Genomic DNA, 24,635 nt, shown 5'->3' on the forward strand with positions numbered 1-24,635 from the left:
CTATGCAAGCATCTCTTGCCATCGCGACCGCGGGCGCGCTACCACTTGTCGCAATGATCCACCGGGGCGGAAGCATTATTTCAACATGATATCGCTGTGGATCGCCCAGGCGTCGGCCGCCGCGCAGCCGCCGAACGCCGATGCGACCGGGGGTTGGCTCGTCGATCCCGAACTCGTCGCGCCGGGCTATACCCAGACGATGGCCGGCGACACGATCCAGACCGCTTTCCCGCCGCCGCCGCCACCCCCGAACACGCCCGAATGGCTGAAGACTCTGGGCAATGCGGTCCGCAGCCTGTTCGACTGGCTGTCGCCGCTCGGCGAGCCCTTGCTGTGGATCGGCGGCATCCTGCTCGTGCTGCTGCTGCTCTATCTGTTCGTCCCCGCCTTTGCCCAATGGGTCGACGACCTGCGCTATCGCCGCAAACGCCAGGCGCTCGCCGACGAGGCCGATCTGGCCGGCCATGCCGAGGCCGGCGCGGCGCGCATCCTGCTCGGCGAGGCCGACGAACTGGCGGCGGCGGGACGCTATGCCGAGGCGGTCCACCTGCTGCTCTATCGCAGCGTCGCCGATATCAGCGATCGCCGCCCGGGGCTGGTCCAGCCGGCGATGACCTCGCGCGACCTTGCCGCGGCGACCGACCTGCCCGGGGTGGCGCGCGAGGCGTTCAGCCGTATCGCGCGCGCGGTCGAGATCAGCCTGTTCGGCGGCCGCGCGATCGACGCCGGCGCCTGGGAACAGTGCCGCAGCGCCTATGCCGAGATGACGGTGCCGCGAAACTGGATCCGCACATGAGCGATAATGCAACCGGCGAGACCAGTTTCAACCCGCGGCTGATGGCCGGCATCGTCGTGCTGGGCATCGTCGCCTTCATCGCGCTGTGGGCGCTGATCGCGCTGGGGCCGCAGATCGGCAGCGGCAACGACGGCAAGGGCCATGCGCTGTCGAAGGCGGCACCGGGCTATGCCGGGATCGTCGACCTGGTCGAGCGCGCGGGCGCATCGGTCGACGTGCGGCGCAGCACCAAGCCCTATGTCTATGAAGATTACGAGCCGCTGGTCGTCCTGACCCCGACGCACCAGACGCGCCCCGAGGAAATCGCCGAACTGATCGACGGCGCCGGCGGGGCACCGGTGCTGATCGTCCTGCCCAAATGGCGGGCAGGGCGGCTTCGCGGTACCGACACCAAGCCGGGCTGGGTCAGCGGCGGCTATCCCATCGTGCCGCCGTCGAAGCTGTTGCCGTCCGAACATTTCGGCAAGGTCGACATCCGCGCCGAGAAGGCGGCGGCGGCGCCCGCGCCCGCCTGGCTCGCCGGGCGGAACATCAGCGTGGCGCTGCCCGCCAATGTCCAGACCGTCGCCGGCGACGACATCGAAACGCTCGCCGCCGGCCCGCGCGGCGGCGCGGTGCTGGCACGCGCGAAATCGCATGATTATTACATCCTCGCCGACCCCGACCTGATCAACAATTTCGCCTTTGCCACGCCGGACGGCGCGCGCGGCGCGGTGACGCTGATCGACGCCATCGCCGAGGATGGCGACGCCGCCGACGGGCTCGCCTTCGACGTCACGCTGAACGGGCTCGGCGGCGGACGCTCGCTGCTGCGCTTCGCGTTCGTGCCGCCCTTCATCGGCATCACGCTCTGCCTGATCGCGGCGGGGCTGTTCGCGCTCTGGCAGGCGTGGGCGCGCTTCGGGCCGGCGCTGACCCCGCAGCGCGCGATCCCGGTGTCGAAGGCGGCGCTGATCGCCAACAGCGCCGACCTGATCAAGCAGGCGGGCCGCGAGCTCGAGGGAGCGGGCGATTATGTCGCGAGCCTGCGCAGTGCGATTGCGCGGCGGCTCCACGCCCCGGCGGGACTCGACGCCGCCGCGACCGACGGCTGGATCGACCGGCATTTGCCGCCCGGCAGCAATCTTTTCTCGGCGCTCGCGCGGCGCTTGCCGTTCGCGCGCAACAATCATGAATTCCTCGCAGACGCACAGGCGCTGCACGACATCAGGAAGGACTTAATCCGTGACAGCTGAACCGATCGCCAAGGGAGACGGGGCCAAGGGCATCGAGCGCGTGCAGGCCTTGGGCGCCGCGATCGACGCCGAGGTCGCCAAGGCGGTGTTCGGGCAGGGTCCGCTGACCCGCATGGTGACGATCGCGCTGCTCGCGGGCGGGCATGTCCTGCTCGAAGGGCCGCCGGGAACCGCCAAGACCCTGCTCGCACAGGCGTTCGCGCGCGCGACCGGGCTCGATTTCGGACGCATCCAGTTCACCCCCGATTTGATGCCGGGCGACATTTTGGGGTCGAACCTGTTCAACTTCCAGACGTCGGCCTTCACGCTGACCAAGGGGCCGATCTTCACCGAATTGCTGCTCGCCGACGAAATCAACCGCACCCCGCCCAAGACGCAGGCGGCGCTGCTCGAAGCGATGCAGGAACGCCGCGTGACGATCAACGGCGAGCCGCATGTCATGAGCCCGCGCTTCACCGTGCTCGCGACGCAGAATCCGATCGAGCAGCAGGGCGTCTATCCGCTGCCCGAGGCGCAGCTCGACCGCTTCCTGTTCAAACTGGTCGTCGGCTATCCCGACGCCGCCGAGGAACGGCGGATCGTCGCCGAACATGGCGGGCGTTTCAAAAGCCCCGCGGTCGCCGATTTCGGCGTGTCGCAGGTCGCCGACGCGGCGGCGATCGGCGAAGCGATCGACGTGATTTCGACCGTGCGGCTGGCTGACGAGATCGTCGATTATATCGTCCGCCTGATCCGCGCGACGCGCGAGAGCGCCGACCTGGAGTGCGGCGCAAGCCCGCGCGCCGCATCGCTGCTGGCGCGCGCGGCGAGCGCCGCCGCGGCGCTCGACGGGCGCGACTATGTCATTCCCGACGACATCCAGCGCCTCGCCGCCGGGGTGCTGCGCCACCGCGTCATCCTGTCGGCGGCGGCCGAGATCGAAGGGCGCAGCGTCGAACAGGTCGTCGCCGCGCTGCTCGAACGCGAGGAAGTGCCTCGGTGATCTACCCGACCCGCCGCGCGGTCCTCTTGCTGTTGGCCGGCGCGCCGGTCGCGCTTTTGCTCGGGCTGATCCGGCCCGAGCTGTGGCTTGTCGCGCCGGGCTGGATCGGGTTCATCACCGCCTGCCTGCTGATCGACGGCGTCGCCGGTCCCCATCCGCGCGGCCTGGCGCTCGACACCCGTTTCCCGCACCAGGTCGGGGTCGGCGATCCGTTCGACCTCAGGCTCACCGCGACGAGCGAGCGCGGCGTGCCGCGCCATGCCGAAGTCGCGCTGGCGGTCGATGAGCGGCTCGCGGTCGGCGGGCGGCTGTCGGACGAGATGCGCGCCGCCGAAAGCGAGGACGGCACACGCCGCGCGCTCGTCCGGACGCTGAGCCTGTCGGCCGCGCGGCGCGGCAAGGCGGTGATCGACAGCCTGTGGATTCGCTGGCGCGGCCCGCTGGGCCTTGTGTGGAAACAGCGCAAGTTTGCGGTCGACACCAACATCGCGGTCGTCCCCAGCCTGCGCGCGGTGACCGAGGAAGGGCGCCGCCTGTTCCAGCGCAACAGCTGGTTCGGGCTGCGCCAGCAGCGGATGCGCGGCGAAGGCGCCGAATTCGAGGCGCTGGCGGAATATCAGCCCGGCATGGACCGGCGCGCGATCGACTGGAACGCGTCGGCGCGGCATGTGAAGCTGTTCGCCAAGGAATATCGCGTCGAACGCGACAATCGCGTCGTGCTGGCGATCGACGCCGGACGGACGATGTCCGAACCCGTCGGCGGCATGCCGCGCGTCGACCGCGCGGTGTCGGCGGCGCTGCTGCTCGCCTATGTCGGGCTGAAGATGAACGACCGCGTGAGCCTGTTCTCCTTTGCCGCCAAGCCGCAGGCGATGACCCCCGCTTACATGCACACCCAGGATTTCCCGGCGCTGCAGCGTGCCGCGAGCCTGGTCGACTATGCCCATGTCGAGAGCAATTTCACCCTCGCGCTGACGACCCTCTCGGCGCAGCTCAACCGCCGCTCGCTGATCATCCTGTTCACCGAATTCACCGACGCGACGAGCGCCGACCTGATGATCCGCGCCGCCGGGCGGCTGGTCAAGAAACACCGGCTGCTGTTCGTCGTGCTGAAGGACGAGGAACTGGAGAGCGAAGAGAAACGCCGCCCCGAAAGCGCCGCCGACGTCACGAGGTCGAACGTTGCCGCGGCGATGCTGCGCGACCGGCAACTGGTGATCGCGCGGCTGCAGCGGCTGGGCGCCGACGTGCTCGAAGTGCCCGCCGACACGATGACGGCGGGGGTGGTCGACGCCTATCTGGGCATCAAGCGCGAGGGCAGCCTGTGATCCCCGACCTTCCCGTCGCCGCGGCGCTCGACGCGCCCGCCTTTTCGACCGGCCGCTTTCGCGCCGAGCGCGAGGCCGACTGGATCGCCTTCGACGCGCTGCTCACCCGGCTCGAAAAGCGCGGCGCCAAAGGACTGTCGAGCGAAGAACTGCTCCAGCTGCCGGTCCTGTACCGCGCGACCCTGTCGTCGCTGTCGATCGCGCGCGCCACGAGCCTCGACAAGGCGCTGCTCGATCACCTCGAAGCGCTGTCGATGCGCGGCTATTTCCTGATCTATGGCGTGCGCCAGTCGCGGTTCGACCGGATGGCGCGCTTTTTCACCCGCGACTGGCCGCTGGCGGTGCAGGCGGTGTGGAAAGAAACGCTGATCATCGCGGCGATCATCATCCTCGGCGCGATCACCAGCTGGTCGCTCGTGTCGAGCCAGCCCGACTGGTATTACAGCTTCGTCGACGAGGGGATGGCGGGCGGGCGCGACCCGCGCGCGACCGCCGAGTTTCTGCAATCGACGATCGGCCATGGCAAGGCGGCGGCGTCCGAGGAAGACGGCGCGCTGCACGTCTTTGCCACCTTCCTCTTCACCCACAACAGCCAGGTGTCGATCCTGTCCTTCGCGCTCGGCTTCGCCTTCGGCATCCCGACGATGATGCTCGAATTTTATCAGGGAATCAGCCTGGGGGCGATGGTCGCGGTGTTCACCGACAAGGGGCTGGGCTATGATTTCGGCGGCTGGCTGTTCATCCACGGCACCACCGAATTGTTCGCCGCCGCCTTGTCGGGCGCGGCGGGACTGCGCATCGGCGCCGCGGTGGTCTTTCCCGGCGCGCGCAGCCGGTTGCAGGCGGCGTCCGATGCCGGGCGCACCGCGGGCAAGGTGATGGTCGGGGTGATCATCATGCTGCTCGTCGCCGGACTGCTCGAAGGCTTCGGGCGCCAGCTGATCACCGACACGGTGATGCGCTATGGCATCGGCACCGTGATGCTGCTCCTCTGGTTCGCCTATTATTATATCCCGCGGCGGAGCGCGGCGACATGAGCGCCACGGCGAACGCGAAAATGCGGACCGCGCAAAAAGGCAAGATCCGCCAGTTCATCACCCCCGAGGGGGTCGACCTCGAGCTCAAGATCGCGAGTTCGGGGCTGCGTTTCGGCGCGCTGATCGTCGACCTCGGCATCCTGCTCGCGATCATGATCCTGTTCTCGCTGTTCCTCGACTGGATCGACGCCGCCGCGTCGCGCGACCTGATCGAGATGATCTGGCTGCTCGGTTTCTTCTTGCTGCGGACCTTCTGGTTCATCGGCTTCGAACTCGGCCAGCGCGCCGCGACGCCGGGCAAGCGCCTGATGGGGATTCGCGTCGTCGCGCGCGACGGCGGCCGGCTGACCGCCGACGCGGTGGTCGCGCGCAACCTGATCCGCGAGCTCGAACTGTTCCTGCCGCTGATGATGCTGGGCTTCGGCGCGAGCGAGGATGCGGTGTCGGGCTGGACCGCGTTCGCCGGGGTCGCCTGGTCGCTGACGCTGAGCCTGTTCCTGCTGTTCAACAAGGACCGGATGCGGATGGGCGACCTGATCGCCGGGACGTGGGTGGTGATGGCGCAGCGATCGAAGCTCGACCATGACATCGCCGCCGAGGCCGAGGCGGCCGGGCCGATGGCGTTCAGCGAGGCCGAACTGTCGGTCTATGGCATTTTCGAACTGCAGGAGCTCGAGCGGGTCTTGCGTATCCGCGATGCGCGCGCCATGCGCGAGGTCGCGGACACGATCCGCGCCAAGATCGGGCGGCCGGTCGCGGAGGAGGACGATGTCTTCCTCCTCTCCTATTACCGCCAGCTGAAAGCCCGGCTCGAACGCAAATTGCTGTTCGGCAAGCGGCGAGAGGATAAATATGCCAGCGACTGACACCGCCACCCTTCCCGTGACCGACGCGCTGCACAAGCGGCGTTCGGTGCGTGCCTTTACCGATCGGCCGGTCGACCCCGCGCTGCTGACCGAAATCTTCGCCGCCGCGCAGCGTGCGCCGTCGGGTGGCAATCTCCAGCCCTGGCAGGCCATAGTGCTCGCGGGCAGCGACTGGCAGGCGGTCAAGGACGCGGTCGCGGCGCGCATCGCTATGGGCCGCGAGGGGCATCAACCCGAATATGACATTTACCCCAAGGGGCTGACCGAGCCGTGGGAAACGCGGCGCTTCGGGGTCGGCGAGGGGCTGTACGCCGCGCTCGGCATCCCGCGCGAGGACAAGAAGGCGCGGCTCGGCCAGTTCATGAACAATTATACCGGTTTCGGCGCGCCGGTGATGCTGTTCCTCCATTGCTCGCGGATCATGGGGCCGCCGCAATGGTCCGACATGGGCATGTGGCTGCAGTCGGTGATGCTGCTGCTCGTCGAGCATGGCCTGGCAAGCTGCCCGCAGGAATGCTGGGCGATGTACGGCGCGACGATCCGCGAGACCCTGGCGCTCGGCGACGACCAGATCCTGTTCACCGGGCTCGCGATCGGTTACGCCGACGAGGATGCGGCGGTGAACCAATGGCCGGTGCCGCGCGTTGGCATCGACGAAGTGGTCGATTTCCGGGGATTTGCATCGTGAGCCGAAAACGCGCCTGGTGGCGCTACAGCATCGCCCTGCCGTTGACGCTCGCGATCGCGAGTTGCACCGCGGTGCCGACCCCGGCGCCTGCTCCCGCGCCGACCCCGGTCGCCGCGGCACCCCGCCCGACCCCCGCGCCGGTTCCCGCTCCCGCGAAAGCCTGGGACGAGCGGCGCCTCGATGCCGGCGAGTGGCGTTATGACGCGGCGGCCCGCACCGCGAGCTTCGCACAAGCGGGCGTCGCGTCGCCGCTGGTGACGATGGCGTGCAGCGGCGGTTCGATCGAGCTTGGCGCCGGGCTCGGCGCCGGCGAGACGCTCGACGTCGATCTCAGGACCAGCGCCGGCACCGACCGGCTGCGGCTGAGCGGCGGCCGCGTGACGCTCGGCAATCGCGACGCCCGGCTCGACCGCATCGCCTTCAGCCGCGGCCGCTTCGCGCTGGAAGCGAGCAACGGCAGCACGCTGACGCTGCCGGTCCAGTCCGAAATCGGCCGGTTGATCGAGGATTGCCGCGGTTAAAGACCGTCGCCCCCGCGAAGGCGGGGGCCGCCATCGGTATACGCAGTGGTGCCGAGTAAGGCCGCCCGCGGCCCCCGCCTACGCGGGGGCGACGGAAATTCTTAAACCCCCAGCTGCACCGTCCCGCCCTTGATCCAGCCCCAGCGGCACGGACCCTGATATTCGCGCGCCGAGCGCACCGGCCGCGTGACGTCGCAATAGGCCGGATCGCCGCCGGGCGCGGCGAAGACGATACCGAACCAGGCGTCGTCGTCGGTCGCCTCGCATAGCGACACCGACGTGCCCCCCGCGAGCTTCGCCTTGACCGCGCGCGTTTCGCCGGGCGCCCAATAAACATCGGTGCCGCCGGGCTTGACGCGCGAGGTGCTGGCGCAGGCGGGAAGCTGCGGCCCTTCGGTCCCGGTCTTCACCGGACGCGAGGCGAGCGGTTCGCCCGCGACGGCGGGGGCATTGTCGGGCGGCGGGGCGGGCTGCGAACAGGCCGCGACCGAGAGCGCGAGAAGCAGGGGAAGCGAGCGGGCGAGACGAGGTTTCATGCCCCGAAACTAGCCGCCGCGACGCGGGCGCGCAACGCTCGATCCGAAAGGAGCGAGAGCCGCATTTTCGCTTGGGTTTTGGCGACCCCGACCCTATATAATCGCTATGACGGACACCCCAGAAAATATCGCGCCGAGCGCCAACGCCAACCTGCCCAATGTGAACGCCTATGGCGCCGATTCGATCAAGGTTCTCAAGGGCCTTGACGCGGTACGCAAGCGGCCGGGCATGTATATCGGCGACACCGACGACGGGTCGGGGCTGCACCACATGGTGTTCGAGGTTTCGGACAATGCGATCGACGAAGCGCTCGCGGGCCATTGCGACCTCGTCCTGATCACGCTGAACAGCGACGGGTCGGTCAGCGTCGAGGACAATGGCCGCGGCATTCCGACCGGCATCCACGCCGAAGAAGGCATTTCGGCGGCCGAGGTCATCATGACCCAGCTCCACGCCGGCGGGAAGTTCGAAAACACCAGCGACGATAATGCGTATAAGGTGTCGGGCGGCCTGCACGGGGTCGGCGTGTCGGTCGTCAACGCGCTGTCCGAATGGCTCGAGCTGACGATCTGGCGCGACGGCGAAGAGCATTGGATGCGCTTCGAGCATGGCGATTCGGTCGGCCCGCTCAAGGTCAACGGCCCTGCCCCGGCGGGCAAGAAGGGCACGCGCGTTACCTTCCAGGCATCGACCGAGACGTTCAAGAACGTCCTCGAATTCGATTTCGAGAAGCTGGAACACCGCTATCGCGAGCTTGCCTTCCTGAATTCGGGGGTGCGGATCAAGCTGGTCGACGCGCGCCACGCCGAGCATGTCAGCCATGACCTGTTTTACGAGGGCGGCATCGCGGCCTTCGTCAAATATCTCGATCGCAACAAGACCCCGTTGCTGGCCGATCCGATCGCGATCAGCAGCGAGCGCGACGGCATCGGCATCGATGTCGCGCTCGAGTGGAACGACAGCTATTATGAAAATGTCCTCTGCTTCACGAACAACATCCCGCAGCGCGACGGCGGCACGCACCTCGCCGCGTTCCGCGCCGCGCTGACGCGCACGATCAACGGCTATGGCGACAAGTCGGGCATCCTGAAGAAGGAAAAGGTCAGCCTGACCGGCGACGACATGCGCGAAGGGCTGACCGCGATCGTGTCGGTCAAGCTGCCCGACCCCAAGTTCAGCTCGCAGACCAAGGACAAGCTGGTCAGCAGCGAAGTGCGCCAGCCGCTGGAAAGCCTGATGGCCGACCGGATGACCGAATGGCTGGAGGAAAATCCCGCCCATGCGAAAGCCGTGATCCAGAAGGTGATCGACGCCGCCGCCGCCCGCGAAGCCGCGAAAAAGGCGCGCGAGCTGACGCGGCGCAAGGGCGCGATGGATATCGCGAGCCTGCCCGGCAAGCTCGCCGACTGCCAGGAACGCGACCCCGCCAAATGCGAACTCTTCCTGGTCGAGGGTGACTCGGCAGGCGGCAGCGCCAAGCAGGGCCGCGACCGCCATGTCCAAGCGATCCTGCCGCTGAAGGGCAAGATTTTGAACGTCGAGCGTGCGCGTTTCGACCGCATCATCTCGTCGAAGGAAGTCGGAACATTGATCCAGGCGCTCGGCACCGGGATCCGTGACGAGTTCAACCTCGAAAAGCTGCGTTATCACAAGATCGTGATCATGACCGACGCCGACGTCGACGGCGCGCATATCCGCACGCTCTTGCTCACCTTCTTCTATCGCCAGATGCCCGAGATCATCGAGGGCGGTCACCTCTACATCGCCCAGCCGCCGCTGTACAAAGTCGCGAAGGGACGCAGCGAGGTCTATCTCAAGGACGATAGCGCGCTCGAAAATTACCTCGTCGACGGCGGGATCGATGCGCTGATGCTCGAGACGAGCGGCGGGGCGCGGTCGGGCAACGACCTGCGCGACCTGATCGAGCATGGCCGCCGGCTGCGCGCGCTGATGCGTTATGTGCCGCGCGGGCATAATTACGAGCTGGTCGAGGCGCTGGCGCTCAACGGCGCGCTCGATCCCGAACTCGACAGCGCGGGCCGCACCGCGGCCGGCGTGCGCGCCGCCGAATGGCTCAACGCCGCCGAGGGCGCGCTTACCGGCGGCAGCGAGGCGAAATGGACGATCGTCGCGGTGGACGGCGGCTATACGCTCGAAAAGCGTTGGCGCGGGGTCAGCGACCATCATGCGATCGACGCGGCCTTCCTGGCGAGTCAGGAAGCGCGGCGGCTGCACAAGCTCGCCGGCGAACAGACCGACACCTATGCCCGCCCGGGCCGCCTGGTGAAGGGCAGCAGCGCCGCGGCGCAGGCCGCCGAAGCGGCGGCGCTCGCCGCCGCCGAAGCCGACAGCGACGCCGAGACGAGCGATAGCGACCTGCCCGCGGCCGCCACCGGCAAGACGACGCCGATCACCCGCCCGTCCGAACTGCTCGAAGCGATTTTCGCGCACAGCCGCAAGGGGCTGTCGATCAGCCGCTACAAGGGGCTGGGCGAGATGAATGCCGAGCAATTGTGGGAAACCACGCTCGATCCGTCGAACCGCACGCTGCTGCGCGTCGAGGCCGAACAGGCCGATATCGCGCACGAGATCTTCGAGCGGCTGATGGGCGACGAGGTCGAACCGCGGCGCGATTTCATCCAGACCAACGCACTCAGCGTGGCCAATCTCGACGTCTGACCGCAAATCCCGCGCGGCGTAACGCGGACCGGCTTGCCTCGGCAAGCCGGGGCTGCTTGCTGCCGCCGAGGACAAAGGGGAGGATGTCATGCGGGGCTTTGCCGCCATGCTGATGCCGCTGTTGCTGGCGGTTCCGGCCGTCGCGCAGGACGCCGATGGCGATGACGGGGTCGTCGTCGAAACCGAGCTTTCGAGCGGGATGGCGAGCTATTACAGCCGCGAGCTTGAGGGCAATCGCACCGCCAACGGCGAAATCTGCGATCCCGACGACCTGACCGCGGCGCACCGCACCCTGCCCTTCGGCAGCAAGGTGCGGGTGACCAACCTGGCCAATGGCGAGAGCGTTATCGTGCGGATCAACGACCGCGGTCCGTTCGGGCGCGGGCGGGTGATCGACATCAGCCATGCCGCGGCGAAGGAAATCGGCATGCACCGCAGCGGCACGGCGCGGGTGAAATTGACCCTACTCGACGATTGAAGGCGCGGCCTTAGTCGAACACCGACCAGCCGGCGGCATAGGCGAAATGTTCGAGCGCGATCGCGCCGACCAGCGAGGTGCCGGCTTCGTTCAATCCCGGCGACCAGACCGCGATCGAGCCCTGCCCCGGCGCGATGCAGAGGATGCCGCCGCCGACGCCGCTCTTGCCCGGCAGGCCGACGCGAAAGGCGAATTCGCCGCTGTTGTCGTAATGGCCGCACAGCATCATGATCGCGTTGATGCGGCGGGCGCGGTGCGGTTCGACCAGTTGTTCGCCGGTGCGCGGGTCGCGGCCGTCCATCGTCAGGAACAGCCCGGCCTTCGCCAATTGGGTGCAGCTCATCGCGATGGCGCATTGGCGGAAATAGACGCCGAGCGTCGTTTCGACGGGATGACGCAGGTTGCCGAAGGCGTCCATGAAATGGGTCAGGCTGCGGTTGCGGGCGCCGGTTTCGGATTCGGAAAAGGCGACGTCGAGGTCGATGTCGACCCCCTCGTCGCCGGCGCGGGCGCGGATGAAGTCGAGGATTTCCTCGATCACCGCATCGCCGTCGCGGCCGTCGATCAGCCGGTCGGTGGTGGCGATCGCGCCGGCGTTGATCAGCGGATTGCGCGGGATGCCATGCTCGGTCTCGAGCTGGATGATCGAGTTGAAGGCGCTGCCCGAGGGTTCGCGGCCGACGCTGTCCCACAGCGAGCTGCCGACGCGGCGCAGCGCCAGCGCCAGCGTGAAGACCTTCGACACCGACTGGATCGAAAAGGGCGTGTCGGCGTCGCCCGCGACGTGAATCGTGCCATCGGGGAGCGCGAGCGCCATGCCGAAATGGTTCGGATCGACGCAGGCGAGCGCCGGGATATAGTCGGCGACCTTGCCCTGCCCGCGGTGCGGCAGCGCGACGTCATAGGCCTCGGCGAGGCAGCGGGCGAGATCGACAGTCATGCGCTTTTCCTAGCAACTTCATTCGCGATTGCATGTATTTTCATTTTTATGAAAATATTGTACGATAGTGAAATCATCTGCGAATCGGGAGAGGTATCATGGTCGATCATCCACGCGGCAAGGGGCTTTCGAGCGCCGTGAGTTATCAGGACAGCAAGGCGGCGTTCCGCTGGCTGGAGGACGCCTTCGGCTTCGAACCGTTGTTCGTGCTGCTCGATGCCGAGGGCAATCTGGCGCACAGCGAGATGGGCTATGGCAATTCGGTGGTGATGGTCGGCAATGAATGGTCCGACGACCACAAGAGCCCGAAATCGATCGGCGGCAAGAACACGCAATCGGTGCATGTCCAGCTCGCAGTCGGCGAGGATATCGACGCGCATTGCGCGGTCGCGCGCGCCGCGGGAGCCGAAATCCTCGCCGAACCCGAGACGCAATTCTACGGCGACCGCAGCTATCGCGCCAAGGACCCCGAGGGGCATATCTGGACCTTTGGCGTCACCGTCGCGGAAAAGACGGCCGAGGAGTGGGACGCCGAGGGCGGCTTCACGACGAAGACGCGGCTCGACGATTGAGCGCCGAAAGATCGAGCGAGGCCGTCGATCGCCTGTTCGCCGCGCTCGCCGACCCGAAGCGGCGCCGCGCGGTTGAGCTGCTCGGCGCGCGGCCGTATAGCGCGGGCGAGCTGGCCGACGCGCTCGGGCTGGCGCCGCCCGCGATGAGCCGCCATCTGCGCGCGCTGAAGGAGGGCGGGCTGGTCGAGGACGGCCATCCGATGTTCGATGCGCGGGTGCGGATATACCGGCTGAAGGACGGTGCAACCGGCGAACTCAAGCAATGGCTCGCCGAGACCGAGGCGCTGTGGAGCGACCAGCTCACGGCGTTCAAGCGCCATGTCGAGCGCGGCGCATGAGCGCCGCGGTGATCGTCGCGCTGCGCGTCGCGGCAACGCCGGCCCGCGCGTTCGACGTCTTCACCCACGAGATCGGGCTATGGTGGAAAAGCCATGCGCTGTTCGAAGTGTCGCGAAAGGGCGACGGCGCATTGCGATTCGACCCCGCGGGTCCCGAGGGGCGACTGGTCACGCGCTTCGCCGACGGCACCGAGTGGGAGATCGGGCGCGTGAGCTGCTGGTTGCCGGGCGAACGGCTGGGCTTCGGCTGGCGGTTGCCGAGTTTCAAGCCGCAGCAGACGACCGAGGTCGAGGTGCGGTTCGAGGCGGTCGGCGCCGAGACACGCGTGACCGTCGAGCATCGCGGCTGGGATATGATCCCGCAACGCCATGTCGCGCGGCACGGGTTCGAACTGATGCTGTTCCAGCGGCGGCTCGGCGAGCATTGGCGCGGGTTGCTGGGGGCGATGGAGGCGCGGATTTAGGAGAGTGTTCGTGTAAACGCGCCCACCCCTATTCCCGTTCGTGTCGAGCGAAGTCGAGACACGCTTGGACCACGCCAGCCTTCGGGGTGTCTCGACTTCGCTCGACACGAACGGGGTTATAAGGCGACTTGTCAGGCTCGGGCCGCCGGCCTTCCTCCTATTGCGTCCCCGCCGTCGCCTGCGCTTTGGCCATCGTGTCGATCGTCCGGTCGGCGCTCGCGAACAGCTCGGGTTGGCGCTCGCGGAAGCCGGCGCAGGTGGCGATGTCGGCGGCGAAGACGTCGGTCTTGCCCTCGGCGCGCGCGAGCACGGCATCCGAATTGGCGATGGCGTTTTCGGCCTCGAACAAGGTTTTCAGCGTCTTGGCGTCAAACTTGTCGTCGGGCTTGTTCTCGGCGAGCGCGAGCATGATCATATAATATTGCAGGAAATGGCGCCCCGCGGTCAGCTGGGCCTCGCTGTCCTTCGGCGCGCGTTCGCTGGTGACCTGATAGACCGCGGCGCAGCGGAGCATGCCCGCGAGCTTCATCATCGGTTCTTCGGCGGCGACCGGCAACGGCAACAGCAGCGCCGCGGCACCGCTCGCGGCCAGTATCGATTTCAACATGAGCATCCTTCCGATGGATGCGACCCCATGTGGGGTATTGCGAGTTTTGGCGGGGATGTCGATGGCCATGTCCCCCTCCCGCTTGCGGGAGGGGAGAAGAGCTTGCTCCCCACAGCTTGCAGCCCCACATCTCCCCCATGCCGCTCCCGCAAATCTTCACCGACTGGTTCACCGCGCGCGGGTGGCGGGTGCGGCGGCATCAGGCCGATATGCTGGCCGCGGCCACACGCGGCGAACATGTTTTGCTCGTCGCGGCGACGGGAGCGGGCAAGACGCTGGCGGGGTTTTTGCCGACGCTGGTCGATCTTGCCGCCAATCCGTCGGACCGGCTCCACACGCTCTATGTGTCACCGCTGAAAGCGCTCGCCGCCGACGTCGAACGCAATTTGATCGGCCCGATCACCGACATGGACCTGCCGATCAGCGTCGAAAGCCGCAGCGGCGACACCAGTTCGGACAAGAAAGCGCGGCAGCGCAGCCGGCCGCCGAACATATTGCTCACCACACCCGAATCGCTGTCGCTTTTGCTGTCTTATCCCGACAGTTTCCTGATGTTCGCCGACCTCAAGACGGTGGTGATCGACGAAATCCATGCCTTCGCGCCGGGCAAGCGCGGCGACCTGCTGAGCCTGTCGCTCGCGCGGCTGCAGCACATCGCACCCGACATGCGCCGCGTCGGGCTGTCGGCGACGATCGCCGATCCGGTGCAATATGCCGGCTGGCTCGCCCCCGACGCGAACCCCGAAACGGTGGCTTTGGTCGAGGGCGAGGCGGGCGCCGATCCCGACATATCGATCCTGCTGCCCGAGGGCGCGGTGCCCTGGTCGGGGCATTCGGGGCGGTATGCGGTGCATCAGGTGATGGCCGAGGTCGCGAAAAACCGCACCACGATCATCTTTTGCAACACCCGCGGGCTGGCCGAGCTGATCTTTCAGGATCTGTGGAAGGTCAACGACCTCGGCCTGCCGATCGCGATCCATCATGGCAGCCTCGATCGCGAGGCACGCCAGCGCGCGGAACTGGCGATGGCCGAAGGGCGGCTGCGCGCGCTGGTCGCGACGTCGAGCCTCGATCTCGGGCTCGACTGGGGCGATGTCGATTGCGTGATCCAGATGGGGGCGCCGAAGGGGTCGTCGCGGCTGTTGCAGCGAATCGGGCGCGCCAACCACCGCCTCGACGAACCGAGCAAGGCGCTGATCGTGCCGGGCAACCGTTTCGAATATCTCGAGGCGCAGGCGGCGCTCGACGCCGTCGAGGCAGGCGAGCGCGATGCCGACCGCTTTCGCCCCGGCGCGCTCGACGTGCTGGCGCAGCATGTGATGGCGCTCGCCTGCGCCGCGCCCTTCGCCGAAGACGCGCTGCTTGAGGAGATCCGCTCGGCAGCGCCGTATCGCTGGGTCAATGCGACGACCTTTTCGCGGCTGCTCGGCTTCGTGCGCGACGGGGGTTATGCGCTCAAAAGCTATGACCGGTTTCGGCGCCTCGCCCCCGACGGGAAAGGACGCTGGCGCATCGCGCACCCGCGACTCGCGGCGCAGCACCGGCTCAACGCGGGGATCATCGTCGACGCCCCGACGCTCGACGTGCGGTTCAAGAACGGGCGCAGATTGGGAAGTGTCGAGGAATATTTCGCGAGCACACTGACCCCCGGCGACACCTTCGCGTTCGCCGGATTGAGCCTCGAGGTCGAGTCGATCCGCGACACCGACCTCTATGTCCGCGCGACGACGCGCCCGGCGCGCATCCCCTCCTATGTCGGCGCGCGCATGGCGCTGACGACGCGGCTCGCCGATCGGGTGCGCGGCTTCCTCGCCGATCCGGCGAGCTGGGTCCGTTTTCCCGACGATGTCCGCTATTGGCTCGAAATGCAGGCGTATCGGTCGGTGTTGCCGCGCCGCGGCGAACTGCTGGTCGAGACTTTCCCGCACGAGGAGCATCATTACCTCGTCGCCTATCCGTTCGAGGGGTGGAACGCGCACCAGTCGCTCGGCATGCTGATCTCGAAGCGCATGGAGCGCGCGGGGTTGCAGCCTTTGGGCTTCGTCGCGTCGGATTATGCGCTGGCGATCTGGTCGCTGAAACCGGTGACCGACCCCGCCGCGCTGTTCGACGCCGCGATATTGGAGGACGAGTTCGTCGAATGGGTCGAAGGGTCGCACCTCCTGAAGCGCGCGTTCCGCGAGGTCGCGGTGATCGGCGGGCTGATCGAGCGCCAGCATCCGGGCAAGCGCAAGACCGGCAAGCAGGTGACCTTTTCGACCGACCTGATTTTCGACGTGCTGCGCAAATATGAGCCCGACCATCTGCTGCTCGAAGCGGCGTGGGCCGATGCGCGCGAGCGGCTGACCGATGTCGCGCGGCTGGGCGACCTGCTCGACCGCGCGGCGGGGACGATGCTGCACAAGCATCTGCCGCGGATCAGCCCGCTGGCGGTGCCGGTGCTGGTGCTGATCGGGCGCGAAAATGTCGCCGCCGCCGACCTCGACGATGCGTTGCTGGGCGAGCTGGCGGATGAACTGGCCGCGACGGCGATGGGGGACGCGTAGCGAGGTGGGATGTCCGAGCGGGAGTGGACAACAGTCCTCCACAAGTCCCGTTCGTGTCGAGCGTAGTCGAGACACCCCAAAGGCGTGCGCTACCGATGGGTGTCTCGACTTCGCTCGACACGAACGGAAATATGGGCAGGCTTGGATACCCCGAACCGCCCATCACAGCACCCTCCGTCCGCGCACCGCATCCGCTTGCCGCGCACCGCCGACAGGCGTAGACTGGCGGCATAACATATAGAGGATGCCCGCGATGACCCATGTTCTCAGGCGGCGAATGATCTGGACGCTGCTGCTGTCCGCCCCGGCACTGCTCGGCGCGAGCCAGCCGCCGGTCGCACCGCCGCCCGCGCCGGCGCCGGCCTCGACCCCCGCCGATCCGCTGGCCCAGCCGGTGACGAGCGCCGAGGTCACCCCCTTCATCCAACCCTTCGACCTCGACGCGACGCGGCGCATGTCGGTGAAGGTGATGGTCGGCGGCAAGGGGCCGTTTTCCTTCCTCGTCGACACCGGCGCCGAACGCACGATCATCGCGCGCGAACTCGCCGACCGGCTGGGGCTGGTCGAGGGCGGCAAGCTGCGCATGGCGACGATCGGCGGGTCGGCGACGGTCCCCAGCTTTCGTGTCGCGGCGCTGTCGATGACCGACCTGCAGATGACCGCGTTCGACGCGCCGTCCTTTTTCGGCCGCCATCTTGGGGCCGCGGGGCTGATCGGAGTCGACATGCTCGAGGACCGGCGCATCCTGATCGATTTTCGCAAAGAGAGCATGGAGATCCTGGAGACGCGCAAGCGCGCGCGGCCGATCATCCGCGACGACGATGCGATCGTCGTCACCGCGCGCAATTCGGCGGGACGGCTGATCCTGTCCGACGCGCGGCTCGACGGCAAACGGATCGACGTGATCGTCGACACCGGCGCGCAGACGAGCGTCGGCAATCTGGCGCTGCAGAAACTGGTCGCGGCGCGGCGCGCGAACCGCCTGCCCTTCCTGTCGACCACGCTCGGCGCGGTGACCGGCGAGGCGGTGCCCGCGACGCGCACCGCGATCAAGCGCATCATCATCAACGGCATGGACGTCAACGACCTGCCGGTGAGCTTCGCCGACAGCCAGGCATTCCGCGCGCTGGGCCTGCAGGAGCGGCCGGCGCTGCTGCTCGGCATGGACAGCCTGGCGCTGTTCGACCGGGTCGAGATCGATTTCCCGAACAAGCGCATCGTGTTCGACCTGCCCGACGGCGCGAGCCGCGCGACGGGCCAGCGGTTCGCCGCGAACACGTCGGCGCAGGGCAGCTAGACGCCGGGAACTGGACGCCAAGAACTGGACGGATGCCCGGGGCGGCGTCATAGCGGCGCCATGCCCGCCGCGCCCCTGCTCGATTTTGCCGGCCACCAGTTCGTGCCGCTCGCCGGGCGCGCGCTGTTCTGGCCACGCCACGGCGCGCTGATCGTCGCCGACCTGCATCTGGAAAAGGCGAGCTGGTACGCTGCGCACGGCCAGCCGTTGCCGCCCTATGACAGCCACGACACGCTCGACCGGCTGGCACGGCTGGTCGCCGAGACCGGCGCGCGCGCGCTCTGGTGCCTGGGCGACAGTTTCCACGACCGCGCCGCCGCCGAACGGGTCGCGCCCGCAGTCGCCGAGCGATTGCGCCGCCAGACGGGGGCGGTGCCGCTGACCTGGATCGCGGGCAATCACGATGGCCTGTCGGGCGGCGCCTGGGGCGGCACCATCGCCGAAGAGATCGAGGTCGACGGCATCGTCCTGCGCCACCAGTGCGAAGCGGGCGAGACCCGCCCCGAGATATCGGGGCATTTCCATCCCAAGCTGCGGCTGACCCTGCGCGGCCGGGCGGTGTCGCGGCCATGCTTCGCGGGCGACGCGCAGCGGCTGATTCTGCCCGCCTTCGGCAGCCTGACCGGCGGGCTCGATGTCGGCGACAGCGCCATCGCGGCGAATTTCGCGGGCGATTATCGCGCGATGCTGGTCGCCGACGGAAAATTGCTGTCGCTGCGCTGTGGCAATCCTGCCACCGATGACGTTACGGCAATGCCGGGCCGCGCCTGATCGCCCGCCGGACCGGGCTTTGCCGCCTGTGGCCGAAAAGCCGCACTTGCCGAAAACATGACGCAAATGCGCCGCCTCGGCTGGATCGGGGGCACAATTTGCGTATGCTCGCCTCCTAATAAAAACAACGAAATGTTGAGAGGAGTGCCCAATATGAAATCCTATACCCATTGTGCTGCCCGCCTGCTGCGCACGAGTGCGCTCGGCGCCTCGCTGGCGATCGTCGGCATGGCGGTGCCGGCCTTTGCGCAGGACACCGCCACCGACACGGCGACCGCCGACGACAGCAGCAACAGCGAAATCGTCGTCACCGCGCAGGGACGCGCGCAGCGCCTCGCCGACGTGCCGGTGGCGATCTCGGCGGTGAACGCCGAAGCGCTGCAGAACAGCGGCGCGAACGACATCCGCCAGCTCAACCAGGTCGCGCCGTCGCTGCTCGTGTCGTCGACCGGCAGTGAAGCCAATGGTTCGGCGCGTATCCGCGGCATCGGTACCGTCGGCGACAACCCCGGTCTCGAAAGCTCGGTCCCGGTGTTCATCGACGGCGTCTATCGCTCGCGTTCGGGCATCGGCCTCAACGAACTGGGCGAAATCGACCGCGTCGAAGTCCAGCGCGGCCCGCAGGGCACGCTCGGCGGCCGCAACTCGTCGGCGGGCCTGATCAGCATCTATTCGAAAAAGCCCGATTTCACCTTCGGCGCCACCGCCGAGGCGACCTATGGCAATTATGACTATTTCCGCCTCGGCGGCAGCGTCACCGGACCGATCAGCGACACCATCGCGGCGCGCCTCGACGGCATCTGGGTGAAGCGCGACGGTTTCTATCGCGACACCACGAACAACACCGACGTCAACGACCGCGACCGCTATTTCCTGCGCGGGCAACTGCTGTTCGAACCGACCGACGCGCTGTCGATCCGGCTGATCGCCGACTATACCTATCGCGACGAGAAATGCTGCGGCGCGACCTATGTCGACAGCGCGGTCAACACCGCGGTCGGCAACCTCAACAATCCGTCGGTGCCGCTGTCGCCGCTGCAGTCCAATGGCAACAACATCATCAACGTGCTGCGCGACCTCGGCCAGCCGCTCGCGGCGTTCAGCCAGCGTTACGACCGCAACCTGTCGGTCAGCCCGGGCCGCAGCTATGCCGGCAAGACCAAGGACTACGGCTTTTCGGGCCAGATCGACTATGATCTGGGCGGCGCGACGCTGACCTCGATCACCGGCTATCGCCAATATCGGTCGAGCCAGGCCGGCGACGTCGATTATGGCGTGGTCGACATCCTCTATCGCGATCCCGACGACGACGCCTATCGCCAGTTCCACACCTTCACCCAGGAACTGCGCCTGCAGGGCGAGGCGTTCGACGGCAAGCTCGACTGGCTGGTCGGCGGCTTCTATGCCAATGAAAAGCTGACCGTCCGCGACAATCTGCGCTTCGGCAGCCAGTACGGCCGGTTCGCCACCTGCCGCATCATTTCGGGCGGCGGCCTCGCGGCGCTTTATTCGGCGGCGAGCCCGCTGTGCGTCGCGCCCGGCGTCGGCCCGGCGACGATCGCGGGGGCGAGCGGCGGCGGCCAGACCGGCACCGACATCGTCGCGGCGTTCACCGCGCTCGACGGGCTGAACAACCGCGGCTCGATCAACGACCGCTATTATCAGAATGGCAAGAACTGGGCGCTGTTCACGCACAATATCTTCCACATCACCGATACGATCGATTTCACCTTCGGCGTCCGCTACACCAACGACAAGAAGAAGTTCAACGCGAGCTTCACCAACGACAACACCGCCTGCACCACCGTTCAGGGCCTGGTGCTCGACGATCTGGTCAGCACCACGACCAACGCCACCGCCAAGGCACTGGCGGGCGCGCTGATCGGCCTCAGCTGCCAGGGCAATTCGACCGCCGAGCTCAATGGCGTGTCGATCAACAGCAAGCGCGCCGAGGACGAGTTCACCGGCACCGCGATCCTGTCGTGGAAACCCGTCGACGACCTTCTCACCTACGCCAGCTATTCGCGCGGCTATAAGGCGGGGGGCTTCAACCTCGACCGTTCGGCGCTGAAATCGCCGATCGTGCCGTTCGGCGGCCAGGCGGGCGCGCAGGCGCTGGTGAACAATTTGCAGTTCGACCCCGAAAAGGTCGACAGCTATGAACTGGGCGCCAAATATTCGGCGAACGGCTTCAACGTCGGTGTTTCGCTGTTCCGGTCGGACTTCAGCAGCTTCCAGCTGAACACCTTCAACGGCACGGTGTTCCTGGTCCAGAACATCAACGGCTGCGAAGCCGACCTGGCCGGCGGCGACCGCGATGCGAGCGCCGCGACCGGCGCCTGCGCGTCGGACAAGGTCAGCTGGGGCGTACGCGCCGAGGGCTTTGAGCTCGAATCGTCGCTGGCGCTGGCGAGCGACTTCCGGCTTGCGGCGGGGGTGACCTATTCGAAGACCAAATATCGCAAGAATCTGGTCGGCACCAACGCCGGCGGGCCGCTCGACCCGGCGCTGCGCTTCCTGCCCGGCGACAATCTGTCGAACGCCCCCGAACTGGTCGGCACCGCGAGCATGACCTGGACACCGGAGATCGGCAGCGGCGGGCTGACCGGCCTCGTCTATATCGATGGCCGCGCGACGAGCGGGTACAACACCGGTTCCGACCTGTTCCCGCAGAAGGAGCAGGAAAGCTACACCGTGTTCAACGCGCGCCTGGGCGTGCGCGGTCCCGACGAGAAATGGGCGGTCGAATTCTGGGCGCAGAATTTGCTCAACGCCAAATATGCGCAGGTCGCGTTCAACTCGCCCTTCCAGGCGGGGACCACGTCGGCGCCGTTCACCGATGCCAACGGCTTCCCCGGCGGCCGCCAGATCTTCTCGCAGTTCCTGGCCGAACCCAGGACCTATGGCCTGACGCTGCGCGGCAAGTTCTAGACCGCAAACCGCCTGATTTCAGGAGCTTGAGAGCCGCCCGCATCCCACCGGATGCGGGCGGTTTTCGTTGTGGATTCCGCGCTGGAATTTGTTATCATCCCTGAGAATAAAATAAGCCTTGTGGGAGGATGACGATGAAAAAGAGTGACGGGAGAATTGCGCGCTTTGCCCGTGGCAGCGCGCAGGGCGTGGCGCTTGCGGTCGCCCTAGCGGCGACACCGGCCTGGGCGCAGGATGTCGCGCCGCAGGGCGCCGAGGTCCCCGACGACGGCACGATCATCGTGACCGCGACGCGGCGCAGCGAACTCTTGTCCGACGTGCCGATCGCGGTGTCGGCGGTGTCGGGCGAGACGCTCGAAAAGACCGGCGCCACCGACGTCCGCGCGCTGGGACAGGTCGCGCCGTCGCTGCTCGTGTCGGGCGCAACGAGCGAGGTCAATTTCTCCGCGCGCATTCGCGGTATCGGTACGGTCGGCGAGAACCCCGGCCTCGAAAGCTCGGTCGGGCTGTTCATCGACGGCGTCTATCGCAGCCGCACCGGGGTCGGCCTGTCCGAACTCGGCGACATCGAGCGCGTCGAGGTACTGCGCGGGCCGCAGGGCACCCTGTTCGGGCGCAACTCGACCGCGGGCCTGATCAACATCGTCACCAAGGGACCCGACCTCAGCGGCTTCGGCGCCAAGGGGTCGGTGAGTTACGGCAATTATGATTATTGGCGCGTCGACGGGATGATCAACGCGCCGCTCGGCGACAAGGCGGCGGTGCGCGTCGACGGCGTCTGGCAGAAGCGCGACGGTTTCATCAAGAATGTCACCGCGGGCGAACCCGATATCAACGACCGCGACCGTTGGCTGGTCAAGGGCCAGTTGCTGCTCGAGCCGACCGAGAGCGTGAAATTCCGGCTGATCGCCGATTACAGCCAGCGCAACGAGAATTGCTGCGGCGGCGTGCTGCTCAATCCGGTGCGCAACCTGACGCGCGGCGCCGACGGTTTCCCGGTCGCCTCGCCCAATACGCTGCTGCCGCTGCTGCAATTTCTGGGCGCCAATCATCAGGTCGCACCGGCGGGCACCAGCTTCATCCGTCAACAGGCGACCACCCCGGGGGTCTCCTATCGCTCGGACACCAAGGACTGGGGCGTGTCGGGCGAACTCAACTGGGAGCTGGGCGCCGCGACGCTGACCTCGATCACCGCCTATCGCGACTATAAGAATGCGCAAGGGCAGGATGCCGATTTCAGCGCGCTCGACATCTTGCGCCGCACCGACCTCGACCGCCGGTTCCGGCTGTTCACGCAGGAATTGCGGCTGCAGGGCGAGGCGTTCGACGGGCGGCTCGACTGGCTGGTCGGCGGCTATTATGCCAACGAGAAACTCGATGTCGACGACGACATCGTCTATGGCGCCGACTATCAGCGCTACGCCAACTGCCTCGCCGCCGCGAGCCTCGCGCCGACCTTGCTCAACCCCGCATCGGCGACCTGTTCGAACCTGCCCGCTGCCTCCTTCCCCGGTTTCCAGGGGATCGCGGCGCTGCTCGGCGCGGCGCCGCTCAACAACACCGGCAACAACGGATCAACCTTCCACCAGCGCAGCACCAACTATGCGCTGTTCACGCACAACAGCTTCGACATCGTCGCGGATGTGCTGACGCTGACCGTCGGGGCGCGTTACACCCACGAGCGCAAGACGCTGGCGGGCGATGCCAATTTCACCAACACGCTGTGCCCGGCGATCGTCAATTCGCCACTGCAAGCGCTGGCCAGCCTCGCCTGCGTGATCAACGGCACCGCGCCCGATATCGTCAAGGGCGCCCCGGGGACGAAGTTCAGCGAGGGGCAGTGGACAGGCACCGCGGTGCTGAGCTGGAAACCCGATCCCGACTGGCTGGTCTATGCCTCGGCCTCGAAGGGGTACAAGGCGGGGGGCTTCAACCTCGACTATTCGGCGCTCGACCGGCCGTGCAGCACGACCGCGGGATCGGCCGCGCAAAATACCGCCTGCACCACCGCGCTGGCACGCCCCGCCAACACGCCGGGCAACGGCCGCCCCGAGGCGAGCGACCTGCAGTTCGCGAGCGAGAAGGTCGATGCCTATGAACTGGGCGTCAAATGGGATGGCCCCGGCATCGACATCAACGTCGCCGCTTTCTGGCAGGAATATAGCAATTACCAGCTCAACACCTTCAATGGCATCAATTTCGAGGTGACGAATATCCAGGCGTGCAAGGACGATCTGGGGACCGGGCCGATCGACAACAGCGCGGTCACCGGCGCCTGCGCGTCGGACCGGCTGACTCCCGGCGTCGTCGCCAAGGGGCTCGAGATCGAGACCTTCATCCGCCCGGCGCGCTATCTGTCGGTCAATATGGGGCTGACCTATGTCGACACCCTCTATCGCCGCAACCTCGTCGGTACCGGCGGGCGCCCGCTGTCGCCGGTGCTGTTCCAGCTGCCGGGACGCGGGGTGTCGAACGCCGCGAAATATGTCGCGACCGCGGGGATCAGCTGGACCCCGCCGATCGGCAATTCGGGGTTGAGCGGGCTGGTCTATCTCGACACCCGCCTGCAGAGCGACACCAACACCGGTTCGAACCTCGATATCGAAAAGGAACAGGACGGGTTCGCGGTGTTCAACGGCCGCATCGGCATCTTCGGACCCGACCGGCGCTGGGGTGTCGAGCTGTGGGGGCAGAATCTGCTCAATCGCAAATATTACCAGATCGGCGCCGACATGCCGCTGCAGGGGTCGAACGGCTTCCGCTCGGTCGCGGCGCCCGCGGCGCTCGGCTTCCCCGCCACCGCGAACAAATTGTTCGTCGGTTTCCCGGGTGAGCCGCGCACCTATGGCGTGACGCTGCGCGGGCAATTCTAGCCACGCTCTCTCCCCCCTCCCCTGGCGGGAGGGGCGGGAGGTCCGCCGCGGCCGGGCACTGCCGCGGCGGACCCTCCCCAAGGGGAAGATGCCAGCGATCCACTTTTTCCGTTCGTGTCGAACGGGATCAATCGGGCGGCTTAGAGCTC

General features: G+C 67.2%; 21 protein-coding genes. 18 read left to right on the forward strand and 3 right to left on the reverse strand.

Annotation, left to right across the window (positions count from 1 at the left end):
- Nucleotides 1-85: 85 nt before the first annotated feature.
- The 8 genes from AC3WS4_RS07835 (at nt 86) to AC3WS4_RS07870 (ending at nt 7,453) form a co-directional block, all read left to right on the forward strand.
- Nucleotides 86-796 carry a DUF4129 domain-containing protein gene (locus tag AC3WS4_RS07835; protein ID WP_492735227.1) on the forward strand — a complete coding sequence of 237 codons (711 nt, stop codon included), beginning with the start codon at nt 86-88 and terminating at the stop codon, nt 794-796.
- Nucleotides 793-2,031: a DUF4350 domain-containing protein gene (locus tag AC3WS4_RS07840; protein ID WP_492735225.1), complete on the forward strand. Its 1,239-nt coding sequence runs from the start codon at nt 793-795 to the stop codon at nt 2,029-2,031. The genes AC3WS4_RS07835 and AC3WS4_RS07840 overlap by 4 nt, the downstream gene beginning before the upstream one ends.
- 85 nt (nt 2,032-2,116) lie before the next feature.
- The gene (locus tag AC3WS4_RS07845) at nt 2,117-3,013 is read left to right on the forward strand and encodes an AAA family ATPase (RefSeq protein WP_492736590.1); all 897 of its coding nucleotides are present in this window, start codon (nt 2,117-2,119) and stop codon (nt 3,011-3,013) included.
- Nucleotides 3,010-4,341, forward strand: coding sequence for a DUF58 domain-containing protein (locus tag AC3WS4_RS07850; RefSeq protein ID WP_492735223.1), 1,332 nt, complete (start codon nt 3,010-3,012; stop codon nt 4,339-4,341). Before AC3WS4_RS07845 ends, AC3WS4_RS07850 begins: the two co-directional genes overlap by 4 nt.
- On the forward strand, nt 4,338-5,378 hold the full coding sequence (locus AC3WS4_RS07855; protein ID WP_492735221.1) for a stage II sporulation protein M: 1,041 nt from the start codon (nt 4,338-4,340) through the stop codon (nt 5,376-5,378). The genes AC3WS4_RS07850 and AC3WS4_RS07855 overlap by 4 nt, the downstream gene beginning before the upstream one ends.
- Nucleotides 5,375-6,244 carry an RDD family protein gene (locus AC3WS4_RS07860; RefSeq protein WP_492735219.1) on the forward strand — a complete coding sequence of 290 codons (870 nt, stop codon included), beginning with the start codon at nt 5,375-5,377 and terminating at the stop codon, nt 6,242-6,244. The genes AC3WS4_RS07855 and AC3WS4_RS07860 overlap by 4 nt, the downstream gene beginning before the upstream one ends.
- Entirely contained in the window at nt 6,231-6,932 is a 702-nt protein-coding gene (locus AC3WS4_RS07865) for a nitroreductase (RefSeq protein WP_187142439.1), read from the forward strand. The genes AC3WS4_RS07860 and AC3WS4_RS07865 overlap by 14 nt, the downstream gene beginning before the upstream one ends.
- The gene (locus tag AC3WS4_RS07870; protein ID WP_187669109.1) at nt 6,929-7,453 is read left to right on the forward strand and encodes a hypothetical protein; all 525 of its coding nucleotides are present in this window, start codon (nt 6,929-6,931) and stop codon (nt 7,451-7,453) included. Before AC3WS4_RS07865 ends, AC3WS4_RS07870 begins: the two co-directional genes overlap by 4 nt.
- 101 nt (nt 7,454-7,554) lie before the next feature.
- On the opposite strand, the gene AC3WS4_RS07875 is transcribed toward AC3WS4_RS07870, so the two are convergent.
- Complete coding sequence (locus AC3WS4_RS07875) at nt 7,555-7,989, reverse strand: hypothetical protein (RefSeq protein ID WP_492735216.1); 435 nt, start codon at nt 7,987-7,989, stop codon at nt 7,555-7,557.
- Between the two features lie 106 nt (nt 7,990-8,095).
- On the opposite strand from AC3WS4_RS07875, the gene gyrB reads away from it, so the two are divergent.
- Together gyrB and AC3WS4_RS07885 are read left to right on the forward strand one after the other, a co-directional pair.
- Entirely contained in the window at nt 8,096-10,669 is a 2,574-nt protein-coding gene (gene gyrB / locus AC3WS4_RS07880) for a DNA topoisomerase (ATP-hydrolyzing) subunit B (protein WP_492735214.1), read from the forward strand.
- An 88-nt stretch (nt 10,670-10,757) separates the two neighbouring features.
- Nucleotides 10,758-11,147 carry a septal ring lytic transglycosylase RlpA family protein gene (locus AC3WS4_RS07885; protein ID WP_056341575.1) on the forward strand — a complete coding sequence of 130 codons (390 nt, stop codon included), beginning with the start codon at nt 10,758-10,760 and terminating at the stop codon, nt 11,145-11,147.
- Between the two features lie 10 nt (nt 11,148-11,157).
- On the opposite strand, the gene AC3WS4_RS07890 is transcribed toward AC3WS4_RS07885, so the two are convergent.
- Nucleotides 11,158-12,087, reverse strand: a complete 930-nt coding sequence (locus AC3WS4_RS07890) for a glutaminase (RefSeq protein WP_492735211.1) — start codon at nt 12,085-12,087, stop codon at nt 11,158-11,160.
- 98 nt (nt 12,088-12,185) lie between these two features.
- Here AC3WS4_RS07890 and AC3WS4_RS07895 point away from each other — a divergent pair, with 98 nt between their 5' ends.
- Genes AC3WS4_RS07895 through AC3WS4_RS07905 form a run of 3 tightly spaced genes read left to right on the forward strand, consistent with a single transcriptional unit; the run spans nt 12,186 to nt 13,461 of the window.
- Nucleotides 12,186-12,659 (forward strand): VOC family protein, encoded by a 474-nt coding sequence (locus AC3WS4_RS07895; protein ID WP_492735209.1) that lies wholly within the window; start codon nt 12,186-12,188, stop codon nt 12,657-12,659.
- On the forward strand, nt 12,656-12,997 hold the full coding sequence (locus AC3WS4_RS07900; protein ID WP_492735207.1) for an ArsR/SmtB family transcription factor: 342 nt from the start codon (nt 12,656-12,658) through the stop codon (nt 12,995-12,997). The genes AC3WS4_RS07895 and AC3WS4_RS07900 overlap by 4 nt, the downstream gene beginning before the upstream one ends.
- The gene (locus tag AC3WS4_RS07905; protein WP_492735205.1) at nt 12,994-13,461 is read left to right on the forward strand and encodes an SRPBCC domain-containing protein; all 468 of its coding nucleotides are present in this window, start codon (nt 12,994-12,996) and stop codon (nt 13,459-13,461) included. The genes AC3WS4_RS07900 and AC3WS4_RS07905 overlap by 4 nt, the downstream gene beginning before the upstream one ends.
- 157 nt (nt 13,462-13,618) lie before the next feature.
- Here AC3WS4_RS07905 and AC3WS4_RS07910 read toward each other — a convergent pair whose 3' ends face one another.
- Entirely contained in the window at nt 13,619-14,065 is a 447-nt protein-coding gene (locus AC3WS4_RS07910) for a hypothetical protein (protein ID WP_492742697.1), read from the reverse strand.
- Nucleotides 14,066-14,205: 140 nt separating this feature from the next.
- Between AC3WS4_RS07910 and AC3WS4_RS07915 the strand changes: the two genes are divergently transcribed.
- The 5 genes from AC3WS4_RS07915 to AC3WS4_RS07935 all read left to right on the forward strand — a co-directional run bounded on the left by AC3WS4_RS07915 (nt 14,206) and on the right by AC3WS4_RS07935 (nt 24,486).
- On the forward strand, nt 14,206-16,614 hold the full coding sequence (locus AC3WS4_RS07915; protein ID WP_492735202.1) for a ligase-associated DNA damage response DEXH box helicase: 2,409 nt from the start codon (nt 14,206-14,208) through the stop codon (nt 16,612-16,614).
- Nucleotides 16,615-16,867: 253 nt separating this feature from the next.
- The gene (locus AC3WS4_RS07920; protein WP_187141724.1) at nt 16,868-17,911 is read left to right on the forward strand and encodes an aspartyl protease family protein; all 1,044 of its coding nucleotides are present in this window, start codon (nt 16,868-16,870) and stop codon (nt 17,909-17,911) included.
- A 60-nt stretch (nt 17,912-17,971) separates the two neighbouring features.
- On the forward strand, nt 17,972-18,682 hold the full coding sequence (pdeM, locus tag AC3WS4_RS07925) for a ligase-associated DNA damage response endonuclease PdeM (RefSeq protein WP_187141725.1): 711 nt from the start codon (nt 17,972-17,974) through the stop codon (nt 18,680-18,682).
- Nucleotides 18,683-18,835: 153 nt separating this feature from the next.
- Complete coding sequence (locus tag AC3WS4_RS07930; RefSeq protein WP_492735199.1) at nt 18,836-21,613, forward strand: TonB-dependent receptor; 2,778 nt, start codon at nt 18,836-18,838, stop codon at nt 21,611-21,613.
- A 134-nt stretch (nt 21,614-21,747) separates the two neighbouring features.
- Nucleotides 21,748-24,486 carry a TonB-dependent receptor gene (locus tag AC3WS4_RS07935; protein WP_492735197.1) on the forward strand — a complete coding sequence of 913 codons (2,739 nt, stop codon included), beginning with the start codon at nt 21,748-21,750 and terminating at the stop codon, nt 24,484-24,486.
- The last annotated feature ends 149 nt before the right edge of the window (nt 24,487-24,635 follow it).

The sequence above is a fragment of the Sphingopyxis sp. EU05-FHT14B03 genome (assembly GCF_058790875.1).